At 64.6% G+C, this 18,535-nt stretch carries 15 protein-coding genes and 1 tRNA gene; 9 read left to right on the top strand and 7 right to left on the bottom strand.

Features of this window, described 5'->3' with window-relative positions:
- The first annotated feature begins 21 nt into the window (after nt 1–21).
- Nucleotides 22–909 (top strand): 3-hydroxyisobutyrate dehydrogenase, encoded by an 888-nt coding sequence (gene mmsB / locus IP86_RS25610; RefSeq protein WP_054165263.1) that lies wholly within the window; start codon nt 22–24, stop codon nt 907–909.
- A 162-nt stretch (nt 910–1,071) separates the two neighbouring features.
- Nucleotides 1,072–2,793 carry an AMP-binding protein gene (locus IP86_RS25605; protein WP_054165262.1) on the top strand — a complete coding sequence of 574 codons (1,722 nt, stop codon included), beginning with the start codon at nt 1,072–1,074 and terminating at the stop codon, nt 2,791–2,793.
- A 276-nt stretch (nt 2,794–3,069) separates the two neighbouring features.
- Here IP86_RS25605 and IP86_RS25600 read toward each other — a convergent pair whose 3' ends face one another.
- The 3 genes from IP86_RS25600 to IP86_RS25590 all read right to left on the bottom strand — a co-directional run bounded on the left by IP86_RS25600 (nt 3,070) and on the right by IP86_RS25590 (nt 6,694).
- Nucleotides 3,070–3,960 carry a crotonase/enoyl-CoA hydratase family protein gene (locus tag IP86_RS25600; protein ID WP_054165261.1) on the bottom strand — a complete coding sequence of 297 codons (891 nt, stop codon included), beginning with the start codon at nt 3,958–3,960 and terminating at the stop codon, nt 3,070–3,072.
- A gap of 153 nt (nt 3,961–4,113) precedes the next feature.
- The gene (locus IP86_RS25595; RefSeq protein ID WP_054165260.1) at nt 4,114–5,529 is read right to left on the bottom strand and encodes an amidase; all 1,416 of its coding nucleotides are present in this window, start codon (nt 5,527–5,529) and stop codon (nt 4,114–4,116) included.
- Nucleotides 5,522–6,694, bottom strand: coding sequence for a M20 aminoacylase family protein (locus tag IP86_RS25590; RefSeq protein ID WP_054165259.1), 1,173 nt, complete (start codon nt 6,692–6,694; stop codon nt 5,522–5,524). The genes IP86_RS25595 and IP86_RS25590 overlap by 8 nt, the downstream gene beginning before the upstream one ends.
- Before the next feature lie 396 nt (nt 6,695–7,090).
- On the opposite strand from IP86_RS25590, the gene IP86_RS25585 reads away from it, so the two are divergent.
- Both IP86_RS25585 and IP86_RS25580 read left to right on the top strand, forming a co-directional pair.
- A tRNA-Leu gene (locus IP86_RS25585) sits at nt 7,091–7,179 on the top strand.
- Nucleotides 7,180–7,203: 24 nt separating this feature from the next.
- On the top strand, nt 7,204–11,226 hold the full coding sequence (locus tag IP86_RS25580) for an ATP-binding protein (RefSeq protein ID WP_054165258.1): 4,023 nt from the start codon (nt 7,204–7,206) through the stop codon (nt 11,224–11,226).
- Nucleotides 11,227–11,331: 105 nt separating this feature from the next.
- Here IP86_RS25580 and IP86_RS25575 read toward each other — a convergent pair whose 3' ends face one another.
- Complete coding sequence (locus IP86_RS25575; RefSeq protein ID WP_245290737.1) at nt 11,332–11,847, bottom strand: GNAT family N-acetyltransferase; 516 nt, start codon at nt 11,845–11,847, stop codon at nt 11,332–11,334.
- Nucleotides 11,837–12,646, bottom strand: coding sequence for an RMD1 family protein (locus IP86_RS25570; protein ID WP_054165257.1), 810 nt, complete (start codon nt 12,644–12,646; stop codon nt 11,837–11,839). Before IP86_RS25570 ends, IP86_RS25575 begins: the two co-directional genes overlap by 11 nt.
- A gap of 170 nt (nt 12,647–12,816) precedes the next feature.
- Between IP86_RS25570 and IP86_RS25565 the strand changes: the two genes are divergently transcribed.
- Nucleotides 12,817–13,185: a twin-arginine translocation pathway signal gene (locus IP86_RS25565; RefSeq protein WP_502583862.1), complete on the top strand. Its 369-nt coding sequence runs from the start codon at nt 12,817–12,819 to the stop codon at nt 13,183–13,185.
- A gap of 10 nt (nt 13,186–13,195) precedes the next feature.
- Here IP86_RS25565 and IP86_RS25560 read toward each other — a convergent pair whose 3' ends face one another.
- Both IP86_RS25560 and IP86_RS25555 read right to left on the bottom strand, forming a co-directional pair.
- On the bottom strand, nt 13,196–14,410 hold the full coding sequence (locus IP86_RS25560) for an FAD-dependent monooxygenase (RefSeq protein ID WP_054165256.1): 1,215 nt from the start codon (nt 14,408–14,410) through the stop codon (nt 13,196–13,198).
- Nucleotides 14,411–14,417: 7 nt separating this feature from the next.
- Nucleotides 14,418–14,663 carry a zinc-finger domain-containing protein gene (locus IP86_RS25555; protein WP_054165255.1) on the bottom strand — a complete coding sequence of 82 codons (246 nt, stop codon included), beginning with the start codon at nt 14,661–14,663 and terminating at the stop codon, nt 14,418–14,420.
- Nucleotides 14,664–14,867: 204 nt separating this feature from the next.
- On the opposite strand from IP86_RS25555, the gene IP86_RS25550 reads away from it, so the two are divergent.
- The 4 genes from IP86_RS25550 (at nt 14,868) to IP86_RS25535 (ending at nt 18,443) form a co-directional block, all read left to right on the top strand.
- On the top strand, nt 14,868–16,031 hold the full coding sequence (locus tag IP86_RS25550; RefSeq protein WP_054165254.1) for a hypothetical protein: 1,164 nt from the start codon (nt 14,868–14,870) through the stop codon (nt 16,029–16,031).
- A 229-nt stretch (nt 16,032–16,260) separates the two neighbouring features.
- Entirely contained in the window at nt 16,261–17,016 is a 756-nt protein-coding gene (locus tag IP86_RS25545) for an alpha/beta fold hydrolase (RefSeq protein WP_054165253.1), read from the top strand.
- A 212-nt stretch (nt 17,017–17,228) separates the two neighbouring features.
- Nucleotides 17,229–18,056 (top strand): serine O-acetyltransferase, encoded by an 828-nt coding sequence (gene cysE, locus IP86_RS25540; protein ID WP_054165252.1) that lies wholly within the window; start codon nt 17,229–17,231, stop codon nt 18,054–18,056.
- Nucleotides 18,057–18,227: 171 nt separating this feature from the next.
- On the top strand, nt 18,228–18,443 hold the full coding sequence (locus IP86_RS25535) for a DUF3126 family protein (RefSeq protein WP_054165275.1): 216 nt from the start codon (nt 18,228–18,230) through the stop codon (nt 18,441–18,443).
- Nucleotides 18,444–18,535: the final 92 nt, after the last annotated feature.

Genomic DNA, 18,535 nt, shown 5'->3' with positions numbered 1-18,535 from the left:
CGAGGGACCAAGGGGACGAACATGACGGCGATTGCATTCATCGGTCTCGGCAACATGGGCGGCCCGATGGCCGTCAATCTGGCGAAGGCCGGGCAGAAGGTCACTGGTTTCGATCTGGCGGCGGCGTCGTGTGACGCGGTCAAGGCCGAGGGCGTCGCCACCGCGCCGACCGCGATCGACGCGGTGAAAGGCGCGGACGTGATCGTCACCATGCTGCCCGCCGGCAAGCACGTGCTGGCAGTGTGGAACGAGATCCTGCCGCACGCCGCCAAGGGCTCGCTGATCATCGACTGCTCGACCATCGACGTCGAAAGCGCCGTGCAGGCGCATGCGCTCGCCGCCAAGCATGGCGCCGCTTCGGTCGATGCGCCGGTCTCCGGCGGCACTGGCGGCGCCAAGGGTGCGACGCTGACCTTCATGGCGGGTGGCAGCGAAGCAGCGTTCGCTGCGGCCAAGCCGATCCTCGAAATGATGGGCAAGAAGATCGTGCATTGCGGCGGCGCCGGCGCGGGGCAGGCGGCGAAGATCTGCAACAACATGATCCTCGGCATCTCGATGATCGCGGTCGGCGAGGCGTTCACGCTGGCCGAAAAGCTCGGCCTGTCGCATCAGGCGTTGTTCGACGTCGCCTCGACGTCGTCGGGTCAATGCTGGTCGCTGACGACCTATTGCCCGGTGCCCGGCCCGGTCCCGACCTCGCCGGCCAACAACGGCTACAAGCCCGGCTTCGCCGCCGCGCTGATGCTGAAGGACCTCAATTTGTCGCAGGAAGCGGCAAAATCCTCCGGCGCCGCGACGCCGCTCGGCTCCCACGCCGCCGAACTCTACGCCGCCTTCGAACAGGCCGGCCACGGCGGCACGGATTTTTCCGGGATCATCAACTACCTGCGCGAGCAGGGGCGGAAGTAAGCAGTCTGATGTTGCGCACGGCGCCGCCACCTTAGCGGCCGTCATGCGCGGGCTTGACCCGCGCGTCCATCGCTCTTTCGCAAGAAGATGGATGGCCGGGGCAAGCCCGGCCATGACGGGCGAATGAGAGTGGCCGCCGTGCCTCGCAAGCGAGGTGTCGCCATGACCACGTTCCAGCAAGCGCGTTCGTTCCTGCTCGACCACCGCACCGACTACACCGCTGCCGTCGCCGGATTCCGCTGGCCTGATCCGGTGCCGTTCAACTGGGCGCTCGACTGGTTCGACGCCGAGCTCGCCAGCAATGCCGATAGCCGCAACCGACCCGCACTGTGGATCGTCGACGGCACCACCGGCAGGGAAGAAAAGCCGACCTTTGCGCATCTGTCGAAGCGCTCCAACCAGGTCGCGAACTATCTGCGCGCCAAGGGCCTGAAGCGCGGCGATCATCTGTTGCTGCTGCTGGGAAATGTCGTGCCGCTGTGGGAGGTGATGCTGGCGGCGATCAAGCTCGGGCTTGTCACCATCCCGGCGACCACGCTGCTGACGCCGGAGGAACTGCGCGACCGGCTCGACCGCGGCCGCGCCAGGGCGGTGGTCGCCGCGCCCGATCAGGTCGCGAAGTTCAAGGACCTCGGCGGCGACGATCTGCTGCGCATCGTCGTCGGCGACGCGCAGGACGGCTGGCTCGCTTATGCCGAGACCGCGCAGCAGCCCGACAGCTTCAGCCCGGACGGGCCGACGCAAGCCGACGATCCGATGCTGCTGTACTTCACCTCCGGCACCACGGCGAAACCGAAGCTGGTGCGGCACAGCCAGCGCTCCTATCCGGTCGGCGCGCTGTCGACGATGTATTGGCTCGGGCTGCAGCCGGGCGACGTGCATCTCAACATCTCGTCGCCGGGCTGGGCCAAGCACGCCTGGAGCTGTCTTTTCGCGCCGTGGAACGCCGGCGCCACCGTTTTCGTCGTCAACCAGCCGCGGTTCGACGCCAAGAGCCTGCTGACGACGATCGGTCGCTGCGGCGTCACCACGCTGTGCGCGCCGCCGACGGTGTGGCGGATGTTCATTCAGGAGAAGTTGGCGGACTACCAAGTCTCGCTGCGCGAGGTTTGCGGCGCCGGCGAGCCGCTCAATCCGGAAGTGATCGATCAGGTCAAGGCCGCCTGGGGTCTCACCATCCGCGATGGTTACGGCCAGACCGAAACCACCGCCATGGTCGGCAATTCGCCGGGGCAGCCGGTGAAGATCGGCTCGATGGGCCGGCCGCTGCCGGGCTACGTCGTCAAGATCACCGATGCCGACGGTCATCCCGCGACCGAGGGCGAGATCACGCTGGCGCTCGGTGAGGCTCGTCCCGCAGGGCTGATGCAAGGTTATCAGGGCGAGGGCGGCAAGCTGTCGGGCGCCGAGGGCGAGGCGTATCGCTCCGGCGACGTCGCCTTCGCGGATGAGGATGGTTACTTGACGTTCGTCGGCCGTACCGACGACGTGTTCAAGTCGTCGGATTATCGCATCTCGCCGTTCGAGCTGGAGAGCGTGCTGCTCGAGCACGACCTCGTGGCCGAAGCCGCGGTGGTGCCGAGTCCCGATCCGATCAAGCTGGCGATTCCGAAAGCCTATGTGCTGCTCACTGCGGAGGCCGAACGCTCGCGCGACACCGCGCTGTCGATCTTCAAGCACATGCAAGGCCGGCTGGCCCCGTTCAAGCGCATCCGCAAGCTCGAGATCGTCTCCGAACTACCGAAGACGATTTCGGGAAAAATCCGCCGCGTGCAGCTGCGCCGCATCGAGCATCAGCAGGATCAAGCCGAAACGCCGCGCGGCCTCGAATTTCGCGAAGAAGACTTTCCGGAGTTGAAGGCCGCGCCGGCCAAGGATGGTTAGTCGTATGGGTTGAGCGCAGCGAACCCCATCAGCGGGGATCGCATGCGGCGATGGGTTTCGCCTTCGGCTCAACCCATCCTACGAGCTGTTGCCGGCTAACCAGGGTGAGCCGTGTCCCGGGCGCGGTGCAGCGTGCAACGCTGCTCCGCAGACCCGGGACCCCGGTTGCCTGGCTCTACAGCCGTAACCGGGGCCCCGGATCTGCGGCGCAACACGCCGCAAGGCGGCGCGCTGCGCCTTGTCCGGGGCACAGCGTTCGATGTTATGGTCGAGCGCTTACTTGTACTCGCGCTCATCCCACCACGGGAAATAGGGCGGCATGTCGGTGGTGACCTTGTTCTTGAACTGCGCCGGGCGCTTTTCCAGGAACGAGCTCACGCCTTCCTTGACGTCGTCGGAGCGTCCGCGTTCGTAGATGCCGCGGCTGTCGATCTTGTGGGCTTCCATCGGATCGTCCGCGCCCATCATCCGCCACATCATCTGCCGGATCAGCGCCACCGACACCGGCGCGGTCTTGGCGGCGATCTCCTTGGCGAGCGTGCGCGCGGTCTCGAGCAGCTGGTCGGCCGGCACGACGCGGCTGACGAGCTTGCCTTCGAGCGCTTCCTGCGCCGGGAACACGCGGCCGGTGTAGCACCACTCGAGCGCCTGGGCGATGCCGACGATGCGCGGCAGGAACCAGCTCGACGCCGCTTCGGGTACGATGCCACGCTGTGAAAACACGAAGCCGAACCGCGCCGCGTCGGAGGCGATGCGGATGTCCATCGCCAGCTGCATGGTGACGCCGATGCCGACCGCCGGGCCGTTCACCGCCGCGATCACCGGCTTCAGGCATTTGAAGATGCGCAGCGTCACCTGGCCGCCGCCGTCGCGGACCTGCGGGTCGGAGTAATCGGCCGAGCCGTCGGCGTTCCGGCGCACCGGGCCGCGCCGGGCGTCGCGATCGAACGTATCGGCGCCGGACGACAGGTCGGCGCCGGCGCAGAACGCGCGGCCTTCGCCGGTGACGATGATGGCGCGGACATTGTCGTCGGCATCGGCCTTGTCGAACGCCTCGATCAGCTCGCGCTGCATCGTCGGCGTGAACGAATTCAGCTTCTCAGGCCGGTTCAGCGTGATGGTGAGGATCTGGTCGGCGACCTCGTATTTGATGGTCTCGTACGGCATCTGGTTTCCTCCAGCGTGTTTTTGTTTGTACGACGTCATGGCCGGGCTTGACCCGGCCATCCATCCCTTATGAAGGAGATGGATGCGCGGGTCGAGCCCGCGCATGACGGCCGTGTGCGACTAAGCGCTCACACAAGCCATCGTCCTCCGCGGCTAGCGCGGCGCCACCGGCCACGGCTTCTGCGCGCCGCGCAGGCCTTCGAAGGCTTTTGCCACGCGCAGAACGCCGAGGTCATCGTAGCGGCGGCCGACGATCTGCACGCCGATCGGAAAACCTTTCGAACTATAGCCACCGTTGATCGAGGCAGCGGGATTCTCCGCCATATTCCACGGAACGGTATAGAGGATATGGTCGAATGGAGTATTCGGATCGTCGAGCGGCGAGGCAATGTCGGCGGCGAAGCTGACTACCGGCGCGACCGGCGAGATCAGGTAGTCGATGTTGGCGAACAGCTTGGCTCCCATCGCACGAATCGTCATGGTCTGGTTGAAGCCGCGGACCACATCGACCCCGGTGAGATTTGCGCCGCCTTCTGCCCAGCGCACGATGTAGGGCAGCACTTGGGCGCGCTGTGCTTCGCTGAGCTTGCTGACGTCGTCCCACATCCGCGCGCGCCAGAACATATCCAGCCCGTCCATCGCCTCGCGGGTGAAGTCGAGCTGCACCTCCTTGACGATCGCGCCCTGCTGTTCCAGCAGGCGCGCGGCGTCGGTCACGACGCGGCGGACGTCGTCCTCCAGCGCCATGCCGAAGCCGAGGTCGGTGAGCAGGCCGACAGTCTTGCCGCGCAGATCGATCTCGAGCTCGCTCCAGGCGATGTCCTGCGGCGGCAGGCTCATGCCGTCGCGCGGATCGGGCTGTGACAGCACGCTCATCATCAGCGCCGCGTCGTCGACGGTGCGCGTCATCGGCCCGGCGCAGCGGCCGACATAGGGCGGATCGATCGGCACGCGGCCGAGCGACGGTTTCAGCGCGAAGATGCCGCACCAGTTCGCCGGCAGTCGCACCGAGCCGCCGATATCCGTGCCGAGATGCAGCGGCCCGTAGCCGGCCGCACCCGCGGCGCCCGCACCAGCGGATGAGCCTCCGGTGTTCTGCGTGACGTCCCAGGGATTGCGGGTGACGCCGTGGAAGCTCGACAGGCCCGACGACAACATGCCGAAATCCGGCATGGTGGTCTTGCTCCAGATGATGCCGCCGGCCTCGCGCAGCCGCGCTGCGGGTGGGGCATCGACGGCGGCCGGCGCCAGCGCGGTGATCGGCACGCCGAGCGGCACCGGCGTGCCCTGCGTGGCGACGTTCTCCTTGATGGTGACCGGCACGCCGTCGAGCAGGCCCTGCGGCTCGCCCTTCGCCCAGCGCTCGGTCGCGGCCCGCGCGGCGCGCCGCGCGCCGTCCGGATCGAACGCATACAGCGCGTTGAGATGCGGCTCCCAGCGCTCGGCCTGGGCGATCACCTCGTCCATCACCTCGGCGGGCGAGAACTGCTTGCCGTAGTAGCCGGCGAGCAGTTCGGTGGCGGAGAGGTCATTGAGCGCGGTGGTCTTGCTGCTGATGCCGTCAGACATTGGCGGCCACCGGCAGGCGGGTTTCGACGATCCGGGCGAACATGCTGGCGCCGATCGGCAGGATCTTGTCGTCGAGCACGTAGCCGGGATTGTGCACCGGCACGTCGCCGTCGTGGCCGACCCAGAAATACGCGCCGGGGATCGCCTGCAGCATGTCGGCGAAATCCTCGCTGCCCATCTTCGGCTGCTCGCGCAGCTTGACGTTGGCGTCGCCGACCACGCCGCGCGCCACTTCGGCGACGACGTCGCTCTGCTCCTGCTGGTTCACCAGCACGCTGAAGATGTCGCGGATCTCGACGTGGATCTCGACGTCGAACGCCGCCGCGATGCCGGCGGCAAGCGCGCGCATGCGCTCGCGCACCAGCTTGCGGATGTCGTCGGAGAACGCCCGGACCGTGCCGGCGAGCCGCGCTTCGCCGGGAATCACGTTGTAGGCGGAGCCGGAATGGATCTGGGTGATCGACAGCACCGCCGAATGCAGCGGGTCGACGTTGCGGCTGACGATGGTCTGCAGCGCCTGGCCGAGCGTCATCGCGATCACCACCGGATCCTTCGAGCGCTCCGGCATCGCGCCATGGGCGCCGTAACCGGAGATGGTGATGTCGAAGAAGTCTGCGCCGGCCATCGCCGGGCCGGGCAGGACGGCGATCTCGCCATGCGCGAGGTCGGGCGCGTTGTGTAGCCCGTAGAGCTCGTCGCACGGGAACTTCTGGAACAGCCCGTCTTTCAGCATCGCGCGGGCGCCGCCGAGGCCTTCTTCGGCCGGCTGGAAGATGAAATGCACGGTGCCGTCGAAATTGCGAGTCTCGGCGAGATAGCGCGCGGTGCCGAGCAGCATGGTGGTGTGGCCGTCATGGCCGCAGCCGTGGAAGCGGCCGGGGATGGTCGAGCGCCAGCCGAGATTGGTGTGCTCCTCCATCGGCAGCGCGTCCATGTCGGCGCGCAGGCCGATCCGACGGCCGCCGTCACCTTTTCCCTTCAGCACGCCGACGACGCCGGTGCCGCCGAGCCCGCGAAACACCTCGATGCCCCAGGCGTCGAGCTTCTCGGCGACGATGTTGGAGGTGCGGACTTCCTCGAAGCCGATCTCCGGATGCATGTGCAGATCGCGGCGGATCGCGGTCAGCTCGTCGGCGAAAGCGTCGATGCGGTCGATGGTCGGCATGTGGTGAATTACCCTTGCGATGGCAGGTTGCGGCAGGACGACGTCGGCGCCTTGTATGCAAGGACCGGGCAACCTCGGCGGAGGATGCGCGCACCACGCCGCATCGATCCGCCGAACCCCCGGCATGCAAGCACCTGGCGGTATCTCACTCGAAAGTCGGGGGTGATGTCAAAGCGCGCGGCCGGCGAAGCCGCCCCGCGGCCGCAACCCCGCTTTGCGTTGCGCCGCGCCCTCGACTATGAATGCGGCGCTCTGGCGCGGAATCGGGCATTGCGGCGGCGACGCGTCAGGGCAGGCCTTCGGGCGTGATGCAACGCGGCATCGAACTTAAGGAACGGCGCAGTGCGCCGCACACTCCTCGATGCTGCGAAAGCACCACGGCGCGAGCGCGCCGATGCGGGCGTGGCGAAATTGGTAGACGCAAGGGACTTAAAATCCCTCGGACCGAGAGGTCTGTGCCGGTTCGACCCCGGCCGCCCGCACCAATATTAATCGTCAATGGATTTCCAATGAAAAGGCCGTTTACGAAATTTGGTAGTTTTGTTGCGGACTTGCGCCAAAGGGTGGGCATTGCCACTCGGAGTGACCTTGCCAAGCTGGTTAAAATCCCGCTGCGATCGATCGACAGGTGGGAAGCTGGGCAATCTAGGCCACAAGACAAGCAAATCCCGCTAATAGCCGCCGTTCTCAAAGCGGACGCGGAAGCCTTGCTTGCCGCTGCTGGCTACACCGCAAAGACAGTGGTCGCGAGCTTCGATCAGCCCTTTCCGATCGATGCCCTTTCCCCTGACAGCTTCGAGCGCTTTTGTAAGTACTTCTTGCAGGTCCGCTACCCTACCGCCCGCGTCGAGCGGGCTGGCGGACAGGGGCATACGCAAGATGGCGTCGACATTATGGTCCATTTTTCCGACGGCAATTCCCACAGCTTTCAATGCAAGCGAGTGACCAAATTCGGTCCGGGGAAGGTCCGGGCCGCGGTAACCGCCCACACGGTGGTTGCCACGAAAAAAGTCTTGCTACTCACCAAAGTAGCCAGTCCCAAGGAACGCGCCGAACTCAAATCGGAGCCGGATTGGGAGATTTGGGATCGTGAGGATATTTCGCACATAGTTCGTCAACTCCCGAAGGAAGAGCAAATTCGTTTGGTCGACATCTTCTTTCGAGGGCAACGCTTTGCTCTCTTAGGAGAGGACTACACGAGTCCCTGGGAAACGACGGCGGAGTTCTTTTCTCCGTTTGAAAGTCCAGAGAGTCTCTTCAATCACGAATGGGTACTCGTCGGACGGCGGCAAGACCTGGCGGACATGCGCGACGCTCTGGATGATGAAGGCATTTCAGTCGTTATGCTGACCGGCACAGGAGGCTCGGGTAAGTCGAAGCTCCTGAAGAAAACCGTCCAAGAATTTGAGGAAACACACACTGGGGTTGTTGTTCGCCATCTATCCAGGAATGCTGAACTCTCTAAAAGGAGCCTTGAGGACCTTGGGGGGCGCCCGAAACTTCTCGTCGTCGATGACGCCCACGATCAGGACGATCTAGAGCTCCTGTTTCAGTATGCTGCGGACCCGTCCAACGAGGCGAAATTGTTGCTGGCCTTGCGCCCCTACGGCCTGACTTACCTCGAATCGCAGGCCAGTACGTTCTCTTTGGTCGGAGAGAAGGTCCGGACGGTCAACCTGGTCCCGCTCACCCTTGAAGAGGCGGAAGAGCTGGCGAAGCAGGTACTTGCCAAATATTCCGGACCGGAGGCGGCCGCCAAGTCAATCGCATCTGTGACCCGCGACTGCCCGCTCGCCACCGTCGTGGGCGCCCAAATCGTTGCAAAGCAGCGGCTCAGTATCGATTTTGCACAGCATGAGGACTCGTTTAGAAAGCTGCTTTTCGGGAGGTTTCGCGACGTCATTGCCGGTGAAATCGGAGCAAAGGGCGATATCACAAATATCAAAGCCATCCTTCGCGTACTTGCCTTGGTGCAGCCATTTCATCCTGATGATGATTCACTTCCGCAACTCATCGAGCAGGTGGAAGGAATTAAGGCTCATGAATCGAAGCGGCTTATTCGCTTGCTGACTGAAGCAGGTGTCGTCTTCAAACGTGGCACCCGATATCGCCTTTCCCCCGACGTCTTGGCGGACTTCTTGATTGAAGATCATTGCGTGGGGCCGGAGGGTGCCTCCTCGGGCTACGCCGAGCGGGTATTCGAGGCCGCCGACCCGCGCAAGCACGGAGAGCATCTTCTCGTCAATCTGGGGAAACTCGACTGGCGGCGCGCCAACGGAGACACCAGCAATAGCAAGCTGATCGACGGCGTCTGGCGTAGATTGAAGCCGCAGCATGAGTACGGCGACCCTCACATCAATGCCGTGAAGGCCGTGGCTTACTACCAGCCAGAAAAGGCTCTGGACTTCGCTGAAGATCTCATTCGGAAAGGTTTGTTTCTGAATCAGTTGCCAGGCATTCTTCGTCTAGCAGGCTACAATTTCGAGCATCTTGAGCGCGTATGCGAAGATCTCTGGGAGCTAGGAAGTGACGATAAGCGGGAACTGAATTCGACTCCCGAACACCCCATCCGGATCCTTGCTGAAATGTGTGAGGTTCGGCCTAACAAACCCTTTAAGTACAACGAAAAGGTCGTTGAGTTCACAATTGGATTGATGAGGACGCCGAACGCCTGGACCCGTGCATACTCACCCATCGACATTCTTCGCGCAATCTTCAAGACAGAGGGCCATACGACCGAGTTCAAGAAGTCCGCGATGTCGTTCGGCCCGTTCTATGTATCCGCGACCTTCGTGAAGCCGCTACGCGAGAAGGCGTTCGATGCGTTGGTGGAGTTGTTGACTGGGAAAAGTGTTCGGGCTGGGGTTTCGGCTGCTAACTCTCTGGCCGATGCCTTTCGCTACCCGATGGGGCTGTTCGGCGCCATCGTGCCCGACGAAACGCGCAAATCTTGGACAGGAGTTTTCATCGATGAAATGAAGAGAGTAGAGAGCGTCCTTCAGGCTGGAGCAGTCGATCCCCTTGTCGCGCTCTCGGTATGGCGTTCAGTCGCATGGCACGCGAATTACGGTCAAGGACCGACGACCGAGGTGGCTCACCGGATCAAGAAGTGCCTCCCGAGTAATCTGGAGTTTCGTACTGTTGCCGTCCTGATTGGCGGTTACGACGTCGATCTTGGTCGCTTTAACCCAAATGACTACGAAAAGAAGTTCAACGCCCATCTCGAACGGTTGGCAAAAGACCTGCTTGTTGCCTATCCGGTTGCAGAAGAGCTTCACGCCTATATAGCCCAACTGCTTCGCGGAATTCGCGCCAGTATGGACAAACCCGGCACACCTTTTGCCGTGTATGGAACCTTGATCACGGCTTCAGCGGATTTCGCGACAGCGATCATCCGCGATGCAATAAGGCGCGAGACTTCGGAGACCCAAGGTTTCGTTTCGACGGCTCTCAGTACCATCTGGGACACTGACCCGGAGGAGGTCAGGGCGCTGATTGCGCAGCTTCTTGCCACCGGCCAGCCACCGCTTCTTGCGCAGGTGGCGCACGCGTTGGAGAGAATCCTCAGAACTGAACGGTGGAGCGAACAGGAACTGGACGTCCTCCGTCTCCTGCTTGTTCATGAAAGTGTCGAGGTCGTTAGTGGTGCGATTGCGGCAATCCGTTCGGTTGCCAAAGCGCGACCGGACCTCGCCCTCGAATTCGTTCGGCTGGCCAAGATCGGGGACTCGAAGGGGCTGGCGAGCGAACTGTTGACGATCTTCGCCTGGGAACAGCTCCTGGGCTTTGCAGTGCTGAAGATTGAAGATGTGCTGATGCTCTTCGAGAAGATCATGCCGCTTCCCAACCTTGAGGATCACTGGATCGAGACATTCCTTGCTCATGCTTCTCAGGTGTTTCCGAGAGAGACCGCGCAGTTTCTGATGAAGCGGGTGGAGGCAGCAGGAATGGAGGATTGGAGCTTCCGGCCGATAAACCATGGGCCGTACGGAAGCGTTCCTCTGAAATTCAAGCAATCGGAGGTTTGCGGCGAGTTGCTTGTCATGCTGGCAAACTGGATGAAGGAAGGGAAGGATAAGCCCTTCTCGTTCCAATATCGTTCGCGGGAGTTGTTCGAGGCGATGTTTGGCCCCTACGAAGGCGAGACAGTCGACTTCCTCGAGAATTGGGTCAAAGTCGGTGATGCGAACGATATTAGACTGATTGCAGGCATCCTTGCCGAGGCTGACCCGGGGTTTGTTTTCAGGGAGGTCGGTTTTGTTGGACGCCTTCTTGAGAAGGCGAAAATGATTGGCTCAGAAGCGCAAAAGGAGGCAATCAGTTCCTTGTACGGTTCGGCCATTAGCGGATTGCGATCTGGTGTTGCGGGACAGCCGATGCCGCGTGACCTTGAAACAAAGAAGAAGTGCGAGGAGATTCTAGCCACTCTCCCCCGTTTCTCGCCTTCGTTTGAGCTGTACGACGCACTTCTGAAGGATGCGACGCGTGATATCGAGAGATCACTCAAGCAGGCGGAGGAGTGGGAAGAGTGATAAGTCCAGAGGGGGCAATGGTCTGCCGGTGCCGCGTTGAGCGGCTGTGACTTTTCCCTACTCCGTACCTAATATTTTTGAGGGCAAGAAAGTGGGTAATTGCCGCTACCCGATCCGCTTCACCATATGCACCACGCGGGCTCCGTTGGCGCGGGTTTCCAAGCGCTCCTGGACGTAGCCGAGCGACGCGTAGAGTCGGATGTTTTCTTCGAAGCGTTCGTTCGTGTAGAGCCGCAGCGTGTCGCGGCCGGCCTCGGCGGCGATCCGTTCGGCCAGAGCCAGCAGGCGGCGGCCGTAGCCGCGCTTCTGTGCGTCCGGCGACACCGCGACGTTGACGATCAGGAGGTCGTCGTCGCGCAGCTCGGTTTCGATCAACGCGACGAGGCGGTCGTCGGCTTCCAGCAGATCGAAGCGATGCTGCCGGATCGCCGCCGCGTAGTCGGCGAGCATCGGCAACGGCTCGTAGCCGATCAGTGCGAGCCACTTGGTGTAGGCACGCATCGTCAGGTCGGTGATGGCCTCGACGTCGGCGGCCGTGCCGCGCCGGATCAGGTCGGGCATCGCGACGGACTTGCTGCGTTTGCCGAGACCAGCACGCAGGAGCTCCGGGTCAATGTCCACGCCCCATCGCGATCTGCACCATCGCGACCACGACCTCGATGGCGATCAGCAGGACGACGATCAGCTCGAGGCGTAGCGCGCGGCGGGTATCGATGATGTCGGCGAGCGTCGAGGCGGTGTCGGCGACGACTTCGAGCTTGCGGTTCAGCGTGTCGACGCGCTCTTTCAGTTCGTATTCGTCCTCGAGCCTGGCGTAGAGGCGTTCGAGGTCGGGGCGCTCCCACAGCGCGTCGGGCTTTTCGGTGATGGCGACCCGCCCGGAGACGCGGTGCTGCACCAGCAGCGCGTTGCCGATCAGCTTCATCATCGCCGGGCGGCTGCGCCGGGTGTGGCCGTGCTCGGCGAGTTCGCGGGCGAACGGCTCGATCACTTCGAACACCTTGGCGACCTCGCGCTCGTCATGCGCGAGCACGACGCTCTTGGCCAGCACGTCGGCGATGATCAGCAACCGCTCCAGCGACATCTGGCGGAGCTGGATCGGCCCGCCGGCCGCGACCTGATCTTCGCCGTCGAGCTGGAACGCCGCGGTCTCGTCGTCGATATTGCCGAAGGCGCCGCCGATGCGCGGCTTCAGCCGCTGCAGGAAGGCGGCTTCCTCCTCGGTCGTCAGCCCGATCAGCACCACCACGCCGTAGCGGAACAGCACCGCGATTCCGGCGCCGGCCCGCACCGCCAGCGGCACGGAGGACAGGGCCTGCTCCTCGAAGCCGGAGGTGTTGATGCGGTCGCCGACATACAGCGCGTGCGCGTTCGCCTTGGTGGCGAAGGCCTCGGCCGGGAAGGTCGGTGGGGTCGGCATTGCGTCGATCCTGCGTTGGCCCTGCGTGTCCCGCCGGACCCTATCGCTGCGCGGATGGCCCGCCAAGGCAGCGGCGGCCACACTGCGGACATGCGAGGCTGATTTTACGAACGCCTCGTTTGTGTCTATAGACGCGGCCCATGACGATGTCTTTCAGGCTTTCTCGTTTCGTGCTGCTCGGCGCCGGTCTGCTGTCCGGTGCGGGGCTGTCCGGCTGCGCGGCGATCGGCGACAGCGCGATGTCGCAGGCGTTCGTCGATCCGGCTCGCTATGAGCTGTACAACTGCGAGCAACTCGCCGTCGAGCGCAAGGGCCTCGACGCGCGGCTGGCCGAACTCGACGGGCTGATGCGCAAGGCCGAAACCGGTGTGGCCGGTTCGGTTGTCTCCGAGGTCGCGTACCGCAACGACTACATCAACCAGAAGGCGCTTTCGCGACTGGCCGATCAGACATGGCGGGACAACAAATGCACCGAGCCGGCACCACCGGCGACGGCGCCCGCCGCCGGGAAGCCGCGCGCCGGCCGCGCCACGCGCTGATCGCCACGGCTCACAGCCGCCAGTCGTAGATCCAGGCCTGCCGCGCCAGCAGCCGCTCGCCGCCGAGCGCCTGCATCGCGAGATCGCGCGCCAGCGCCATCGGGCCGGCGAGGTGATAGATCTGGCCGTTCTGCCGGGCGAGCCGCTGGACCCGCGCCACCCGCGCCCGCCGCGCCTCGGCATAGCGCCGCAGCGAGGCCGGCACCGACAGCGCATCGCCGGTCGTCCCGGCGCCGTGGCTGTCGCCGAGGCACTGCGCCAGCACAGCCGCATCTTCGATCGCCATCGCTGCACCCTGGGCCGCGAACGGCAACATGCCGTGCGCTGCGTCGCCGAGCAGGGCGGTCGCTCCGGTGGTCCAGGCGCCGCCGTCCGGCATTGCGAACAGAGCCCAGCGCTTCCAGATCTCGACCGCTTCGATCAGCAACCGGGCCGCCGGTGCCCAGCCGGCCGCGGCGAAGCGGCTCTGCATCTCGCGCGGTTCGCCCGGCGCGCTCCAGCCTTCGCGCTGCCAATCGTCCGGCACGATTGCCACCAGGTTGACGAGCCGTCCGCCGGAGATCGGATAGGCGACGAGGTGAGCACGCGGCCCCATCCATAGCTGGACGCCGCGCAGCGGTTCGCCGCTCGGCAGCGCCGGGGCTTCGATCGTGCCGCGCCAGGCGATCAGCCCGCTGAAATGCGGCCCGCTGCTTGGAAACAGCTGGCCGCGCACCGCCGACCAGATGCCGTCGGCGCCGATCAGCGCCAGCGCCTGCGTGTCGCCGCGTTCGCCGTGACGGCGGTGCCCGACGCTGATGCCGTGGACATGGCTGGCGTAATCCTCGACCACGCAGCCGAGCCGCAGTTCGATCGCCGGATGAGCCTCGGCCTGGGCGTGCAGCGCTGCCTGCAGATCGGCGCGGTGGAGCACCCAATAGGGCGCCCCGGCGCGCGTTGCAGCCTCTGCGCCGAGCGGCAGCCGCACCAGCGGGCGCCCGGTGCGGGCGCTCATCACCGTCACGGCATCAGGCGCGATCGCACGCGGCGCCAGCCGGCCGGCGAGGCCGAGATCGACCAGCACGCGGCTGGCATTGGGGGAGATTTGCAGGCCGGCGCCGGCTTCCGCCAGCCGCTCGGCCTTCTCAAGAATGATGACTCGAAAGCCCTTCGCCGCCAACGCGAGCGAAGCCGTTAGTCCGCCGATACCCGCACCTGCAACGACGATCGTGCGGGCGTCCGACACGAGACGATCAGGCGACCTTGTCCTTCAGTACGCATTCCGGCGGCCGCGCCTGGCCGGGCGCGAGGTCGGGCGCGTAGCGATACAGCGTCGAGCAATACGGGCAGATGATCTCGTTGTCGTTGCCGAGATCGAGGAACACGTGCGGATGATCGAACGGCGGGTTTGCGCCGACGCACATGAATTCCTTCGAGCCGATCTCGATCATGGCAACACCGGCATCGTTCTGGAAATGTGGAACCACGTGGTCGGACATCAGCTCACCTTTACTCGCGACGGAGAGGGCACATCACGGTGCAGCGCACCATACCGGCGACGCTGCATGATTCCTAGAGCGCCCGGACAGGCTTTGCCCATCGAAATTCGACACAATCCCATGATGTTGGAGAAGCCCTTCTTTGGTCGGATCGGTTGTGTCCGAGGTGTGACACCCCCACATGAGACTGGTGAGGGTTGGTTGATGGGTCTGAAGCTGGGCATCGCGAAAGCCGGCATCGCACTCTGCGCGGTTGCGCTGGTGCTGACGTGGCCGCATGCCCGACGTAGTGCGGCGTTTCTTGCCGCGCAGGACGATCCGGCGCAACTGTCGGAACTGCAACTCTCGGCAGCTTTGCAGCGGGACCCCAGCCTCATCGGGCGGAATATCGACGAGGCGCTGCAAGCTCACGATCCGGAACTGGCGGATAGTTTGGTGCAGCTTGCCGCCGCGCGGAACATCACGCTTCCCGACGATGTGATACAGCGTGTCGCCGAAACGGTTGCGGCCGAGCGATCTGCAACCGGCGTCGCTACGCGTTTCGCCACCGGACTGATCACCGGCCAGGCCGACGACGGGGCCAGCCTGTCCGGCACGGTGGCAGGCGATCTGTTCGTGTTCGGTGATATCCGCGACGTGATCCGCGAAGGGAGCAACCTGGCGACCGGGGCCGAGGCGGACCGGCTGGTGCTGGGGCTCGCCGCGGCGGGAATTGCGATCACAGCAGCCACCTATGTGACGGTCGGCGGGGCCGCGCCGGTGCGGGCAGGGCTGACGCTGGTGAAGGACGCCCGCAAGGTCGGCCGGCTCGGCGAAGGCCTGGCGAGTTGGGCCGGCCGCTCCGCCCGCGAGGTGGTCGACGCTCCGGCGCTGCGGCGCGCGGTGGCGGATGGGGCCGTGGTGCGCCCGGACAAGACCGTGACCGCCGTCAAGGCGGCGTTCCGGACCGAGAAGGCGGGCGGGCTGATGCGGCTCGCCAAGGATGTCGGCCGGGTCGGCGAAAAAGCCGGCACCCGCGGCGCCCTCGATACGCTGAAGATCGCCGAGGGCCCCAAGGACGTCGCCCGTGCGGCGAAGCTCGCCGAGTCGAAGGGCAGCCAGACCCGCGCCTTCCTGAAGATCCTCGGCCGCGGCGCGCTGCTGCTCACCACCGGCGCGTGGAATTTCGCCTGGTGGATCTTTGGTGCGCTGATGACGCTGTTTGGCCTGGTCGCCTCCTTGAAATCCGGTGTCGAACGCCTGACGCAAAGCTGGATCGACCGCGGCAAGGCCCGCCGCGCCCGTCGCCTGATCGCCGAAGCCAAACGCGCCGAAGCCGAACGTGTCCGCGCGGACACGGCGGTGGGTCGTCTGATGGCGCCGTCTTAACCAGCGGATGGTGTCGCGCGGAAAAAATGCGCCGTCTGCCTCACAATCGTCATTGCGAGGCGCGAAGCGACGACGCAATCCATGTTCCGGCGGGGCAACGCGTGGGCCGGGATTGCTTCGCTTCGGCTCGCAATGACGCCGGGCATGCTGAAAGCCCGCGCGTATCGCCTCATCTGAATGCTTTCGTCGTCAACTAACAACCTTCCCGCTCACAACATCCGGACAATGCATGCCGAGCTTCGATCACGGCGGAATCGATATCGCGTATCTCGACGACGGCGAGGGTGAGCCGATCGTGCTGGTGCACGGCTTCGCGTCGAACAAGAACGTCAACTGGGTGTATCCGTCGTGGTTGTCGGAGCTGAAGCGTGCCGGCCGCCGCGTCATCGCACTCGACAACCGCGGCCACGGCGAGTCGGCCAAGCTGTACGATCCCGCCGACTATGAACTTGGCAAAATGGCCGGCGACGTCGCGGCGCTGATGCAGCATCTGGCGATCCCGCGCGCCGATCTGATGGGCTATTCGATGGGCGCGCGGATCAGCGCCAATCTGGCGCGGTGGCAGCCGCAGCTCGTGCGCTCGGTTGTGCTCGGCGGCCTCGGCATGGGGCTGCTGAGCAACGAAGGCCGTCCGGGCGAGAACGTCGCGCAGGCGCTGCTGGCGCCGTCGCTCGACGATGTCACCGATCCGGTCGGCCGGACGTTTCGCGCCTTCGCCGATCAGACCCGCTCCGACCACGCCGCGCTCGCTGCCTGCATGCGCGGCTCGCGCGGCCTGATGAGCGCAGAGGATGCGGCGAAGATCCCGGTGCCGGTGCTGATCGCGGTCGGCACCGACGATGACGTCGCCGGCTCGGCGCTCGAACTCAGCGGCATCATTCCCGGCTCCGAAGTGCTCGACATCCCGCGGCGTGACCACATGCGGGCGGTCGGCGACCGCGTCTACAAGGAAGGCGTGGTCGATTTCCTGGCCCGCCGGCCGTGACGGCAACGACCACCGCTTGACGCCATCGCGACGCTCCCCACCTCAAGATCTGCGACTTTCGCGAGACGGAACCGGTCCGCTCCGTGAATGTCGCATTGGATCAATGTGTTACGCAGGTGGCGGAATGGTCCGGAGACGGACTGCGGCCGCCGCGACAGGTTCACCGCCGGCGTGCTATAGTGACCGGAGCAGACGAGATCGAGAGAGCCGGCATGGTGATGCATCAGGTCAATCCGCAGACGGCGACGCTGACGACGCTCGATCCGATCTGGGAGCGAGTGCGTAGCGAAGCGGAAGACGTCGTCCGCCGCGAGCCGGAGCTCGCCTCGTTCATCTATGCGAGCGTGCTGCATCATGATCGTCTCGAGGACGCGGTGGTGCATCGCGTGGCGGCGCGGCTCGATCATTCGGCGCTGTCGAGCGACCTGATCCGCCAGACCTTCGAAGACGCGCTGCGCGACGAGCCCGACATCGGCAACGCCTTCCGCGCCGACATGGTGGCGGTGTTCGATCGCGATCCGGCGACCTCGCGCTTCATCGATCCGCTGCTGTACTTCAAGGGCTTCCACGCCATCCAGGCGCATCGTCTGGCGCACTGGCTGCATCTGAAGGGCCGCAAGGACTTCGCGCTGTATCTGCAGAGCCGCGCCTCGGCGGTGTTTCAGACCGATATCAACCCGGCGGCGAAGATCGGCCGCGGGATTTTCCTCGACCATGCCACCGGCCTCGTGGTCGGCGAGACCGCGGTGATCGAGGACGACGTCTCGATCCTGCACGGCGTGACGCTCGGCGGCACCGGCAAGGAGCACGAGGACCGTCATCCGAAAATTCGCCGCGGCGTGATGATCGGCGCCGGCGCGAAGATTCTCGGCAACATCGAAGTCGGTCACTGCGCCCGCATCGCCGCCGGCTCGGTGGTGCTGAAGACGGTGCCGCACAACATGACCGTCGCCGGCGTGCCGGCCAAGGTGGTGGGCGAGGCGGGCTGCGCCGAGCCGTCGCGCACCATGGATCAGATGCTCAACGCAATCGGTTTGTGACCGCCGGAATCGCCCGTGCACATCGCCGCGAATGCGGTTCGCAACTCGGCGCGAGGGGTTGCGGCGGGCGGCTCGAAAACGTACTGACGGCGGCCTCGCTCGCAGCGATCGCCCGGCGGATCATCCGGCCCGCATCGCCTCGGAAGCCTTTGTTTTAGATTGGAGATCACCGTGGACGTTCAGGAAGTCAGAAAGCTCGATGCCTATCTCAAGAAGGTGTTCGGCAATCCGAAGATCCGCGTGGTGCCGCGGCCCAAGAAGGACGATTCCGCCGAAGTGTATATCGGCGAGGAGTTCGTCGGCGTGCTGTTCGTCGACGACGAGGACGACGATCGCTCGTTCCAGTTCCAGATGGCGATTCTCGAAGACGACCTCGCCGACGTGTGAGGTTGGTAGCTCACTGGTCGCTCGTTGCCGCCAAGTGAGTGTCGCTGTTATTCGTTCACTATCAACTCGTCATGGCCGGGCTCGTCCCGGCC

It is taken from the genome of Rhodopseudomonas sp. AAP120, from assembly GCF_001295845.1.
Classification (GTDB): Bacteria; Pseudomonadota; Alphaproteobacteria; order Rhizobiales; family Xanthobacteraceae; genus Rhodopseudomonas.
Note: the sequence above shows the minus strand (reverse complement) of the source record. Positions and strands in the feature narration are given on the sequence as shown.

What these genes read in the sequence shown, in the direction of transcription:
- cysE (WP_054165252.1), top strand. Translation starts at nt 17,229, where the DNA reads ATGGTGATGCATCAGGTCAATCCGCAGACGGCGACGCTGACGACGCTC.
- IP86_RS25595 (WP_054165260.1), bottom strand. Translation starts at nt 5,529, where the DNA reads ATGTCTGACGGCATCAGCAGCAAGACCACCGCGCTCAATGACCTCTCC.
- IP86_RS25590 (WP_054165259.1), bottom strand. Translation starts at nt 6,694, where the DNA reads ATGCCGACCATCGACCGCATCGACGCTTTCGCCGACGAGCTGACCGCG.
- IP86_RS25605 (WP_054165262.1), top strand. Translation starts at nt 1,072, where the DNA reads ATGACCACGTTCCAGCAAGCGCGTTCGTTCCTGCTCGACCACCGCACC.
- IP86_RS25545 (WP_054165253.1), top strand. Translation starts at nt 16,261, where the DNA reads ATGCCGAGCTTCGATCACGGCGGAATCGATATCGCGTATCTCGACGAC.
- IP86_RS25550 (WP_054165254.1), top strand. Translation starts at nt 14,868, where the DNA reads ATGGGTCTGAAGCTGGGCATCGCGAAAGCCGGCATCGCACTCTGCGCG.
- IP86_RS25600 (WP_054165261.1), bottom strand. Translation starts at nt 3,960, where the DNA reads ATGCCGTACGAGACCATCAAATACGAGGTCGCCGACCAGATCCTCACC.
- IP86_RS25570 (WP_054165257.1), bottom strand. Translation starts at nt 12,646, where the DNA reads ATGCCGACCCCACCGACCTTCCCGGCCGAGGCCTTCGCCACCAAGGCG.
- mmsB (WP_054165263.1), top strand. Translation starts at nt 22, where the DNA reads ATGACGGCGATTGCATTCATCGGTCTCGGCAACATGGGCGGCCCGATG.
- IP86_RS25580 (WP_054165258.1), top strand. Translation starts at nt 7,204, where the DNA reads ATGAAAAGGCCGTTTACGAAATTTGGTAGTTTTGTTGCGGACTTGCGC.
- IP86_RS25555 (WP_054165255.1), bottom strand. Translation starts at nt 14,663, where the DNA reads ATGTCCGACCACGTGGTTCCACATTTCCAGAACGATGCCGGTGTTGCC.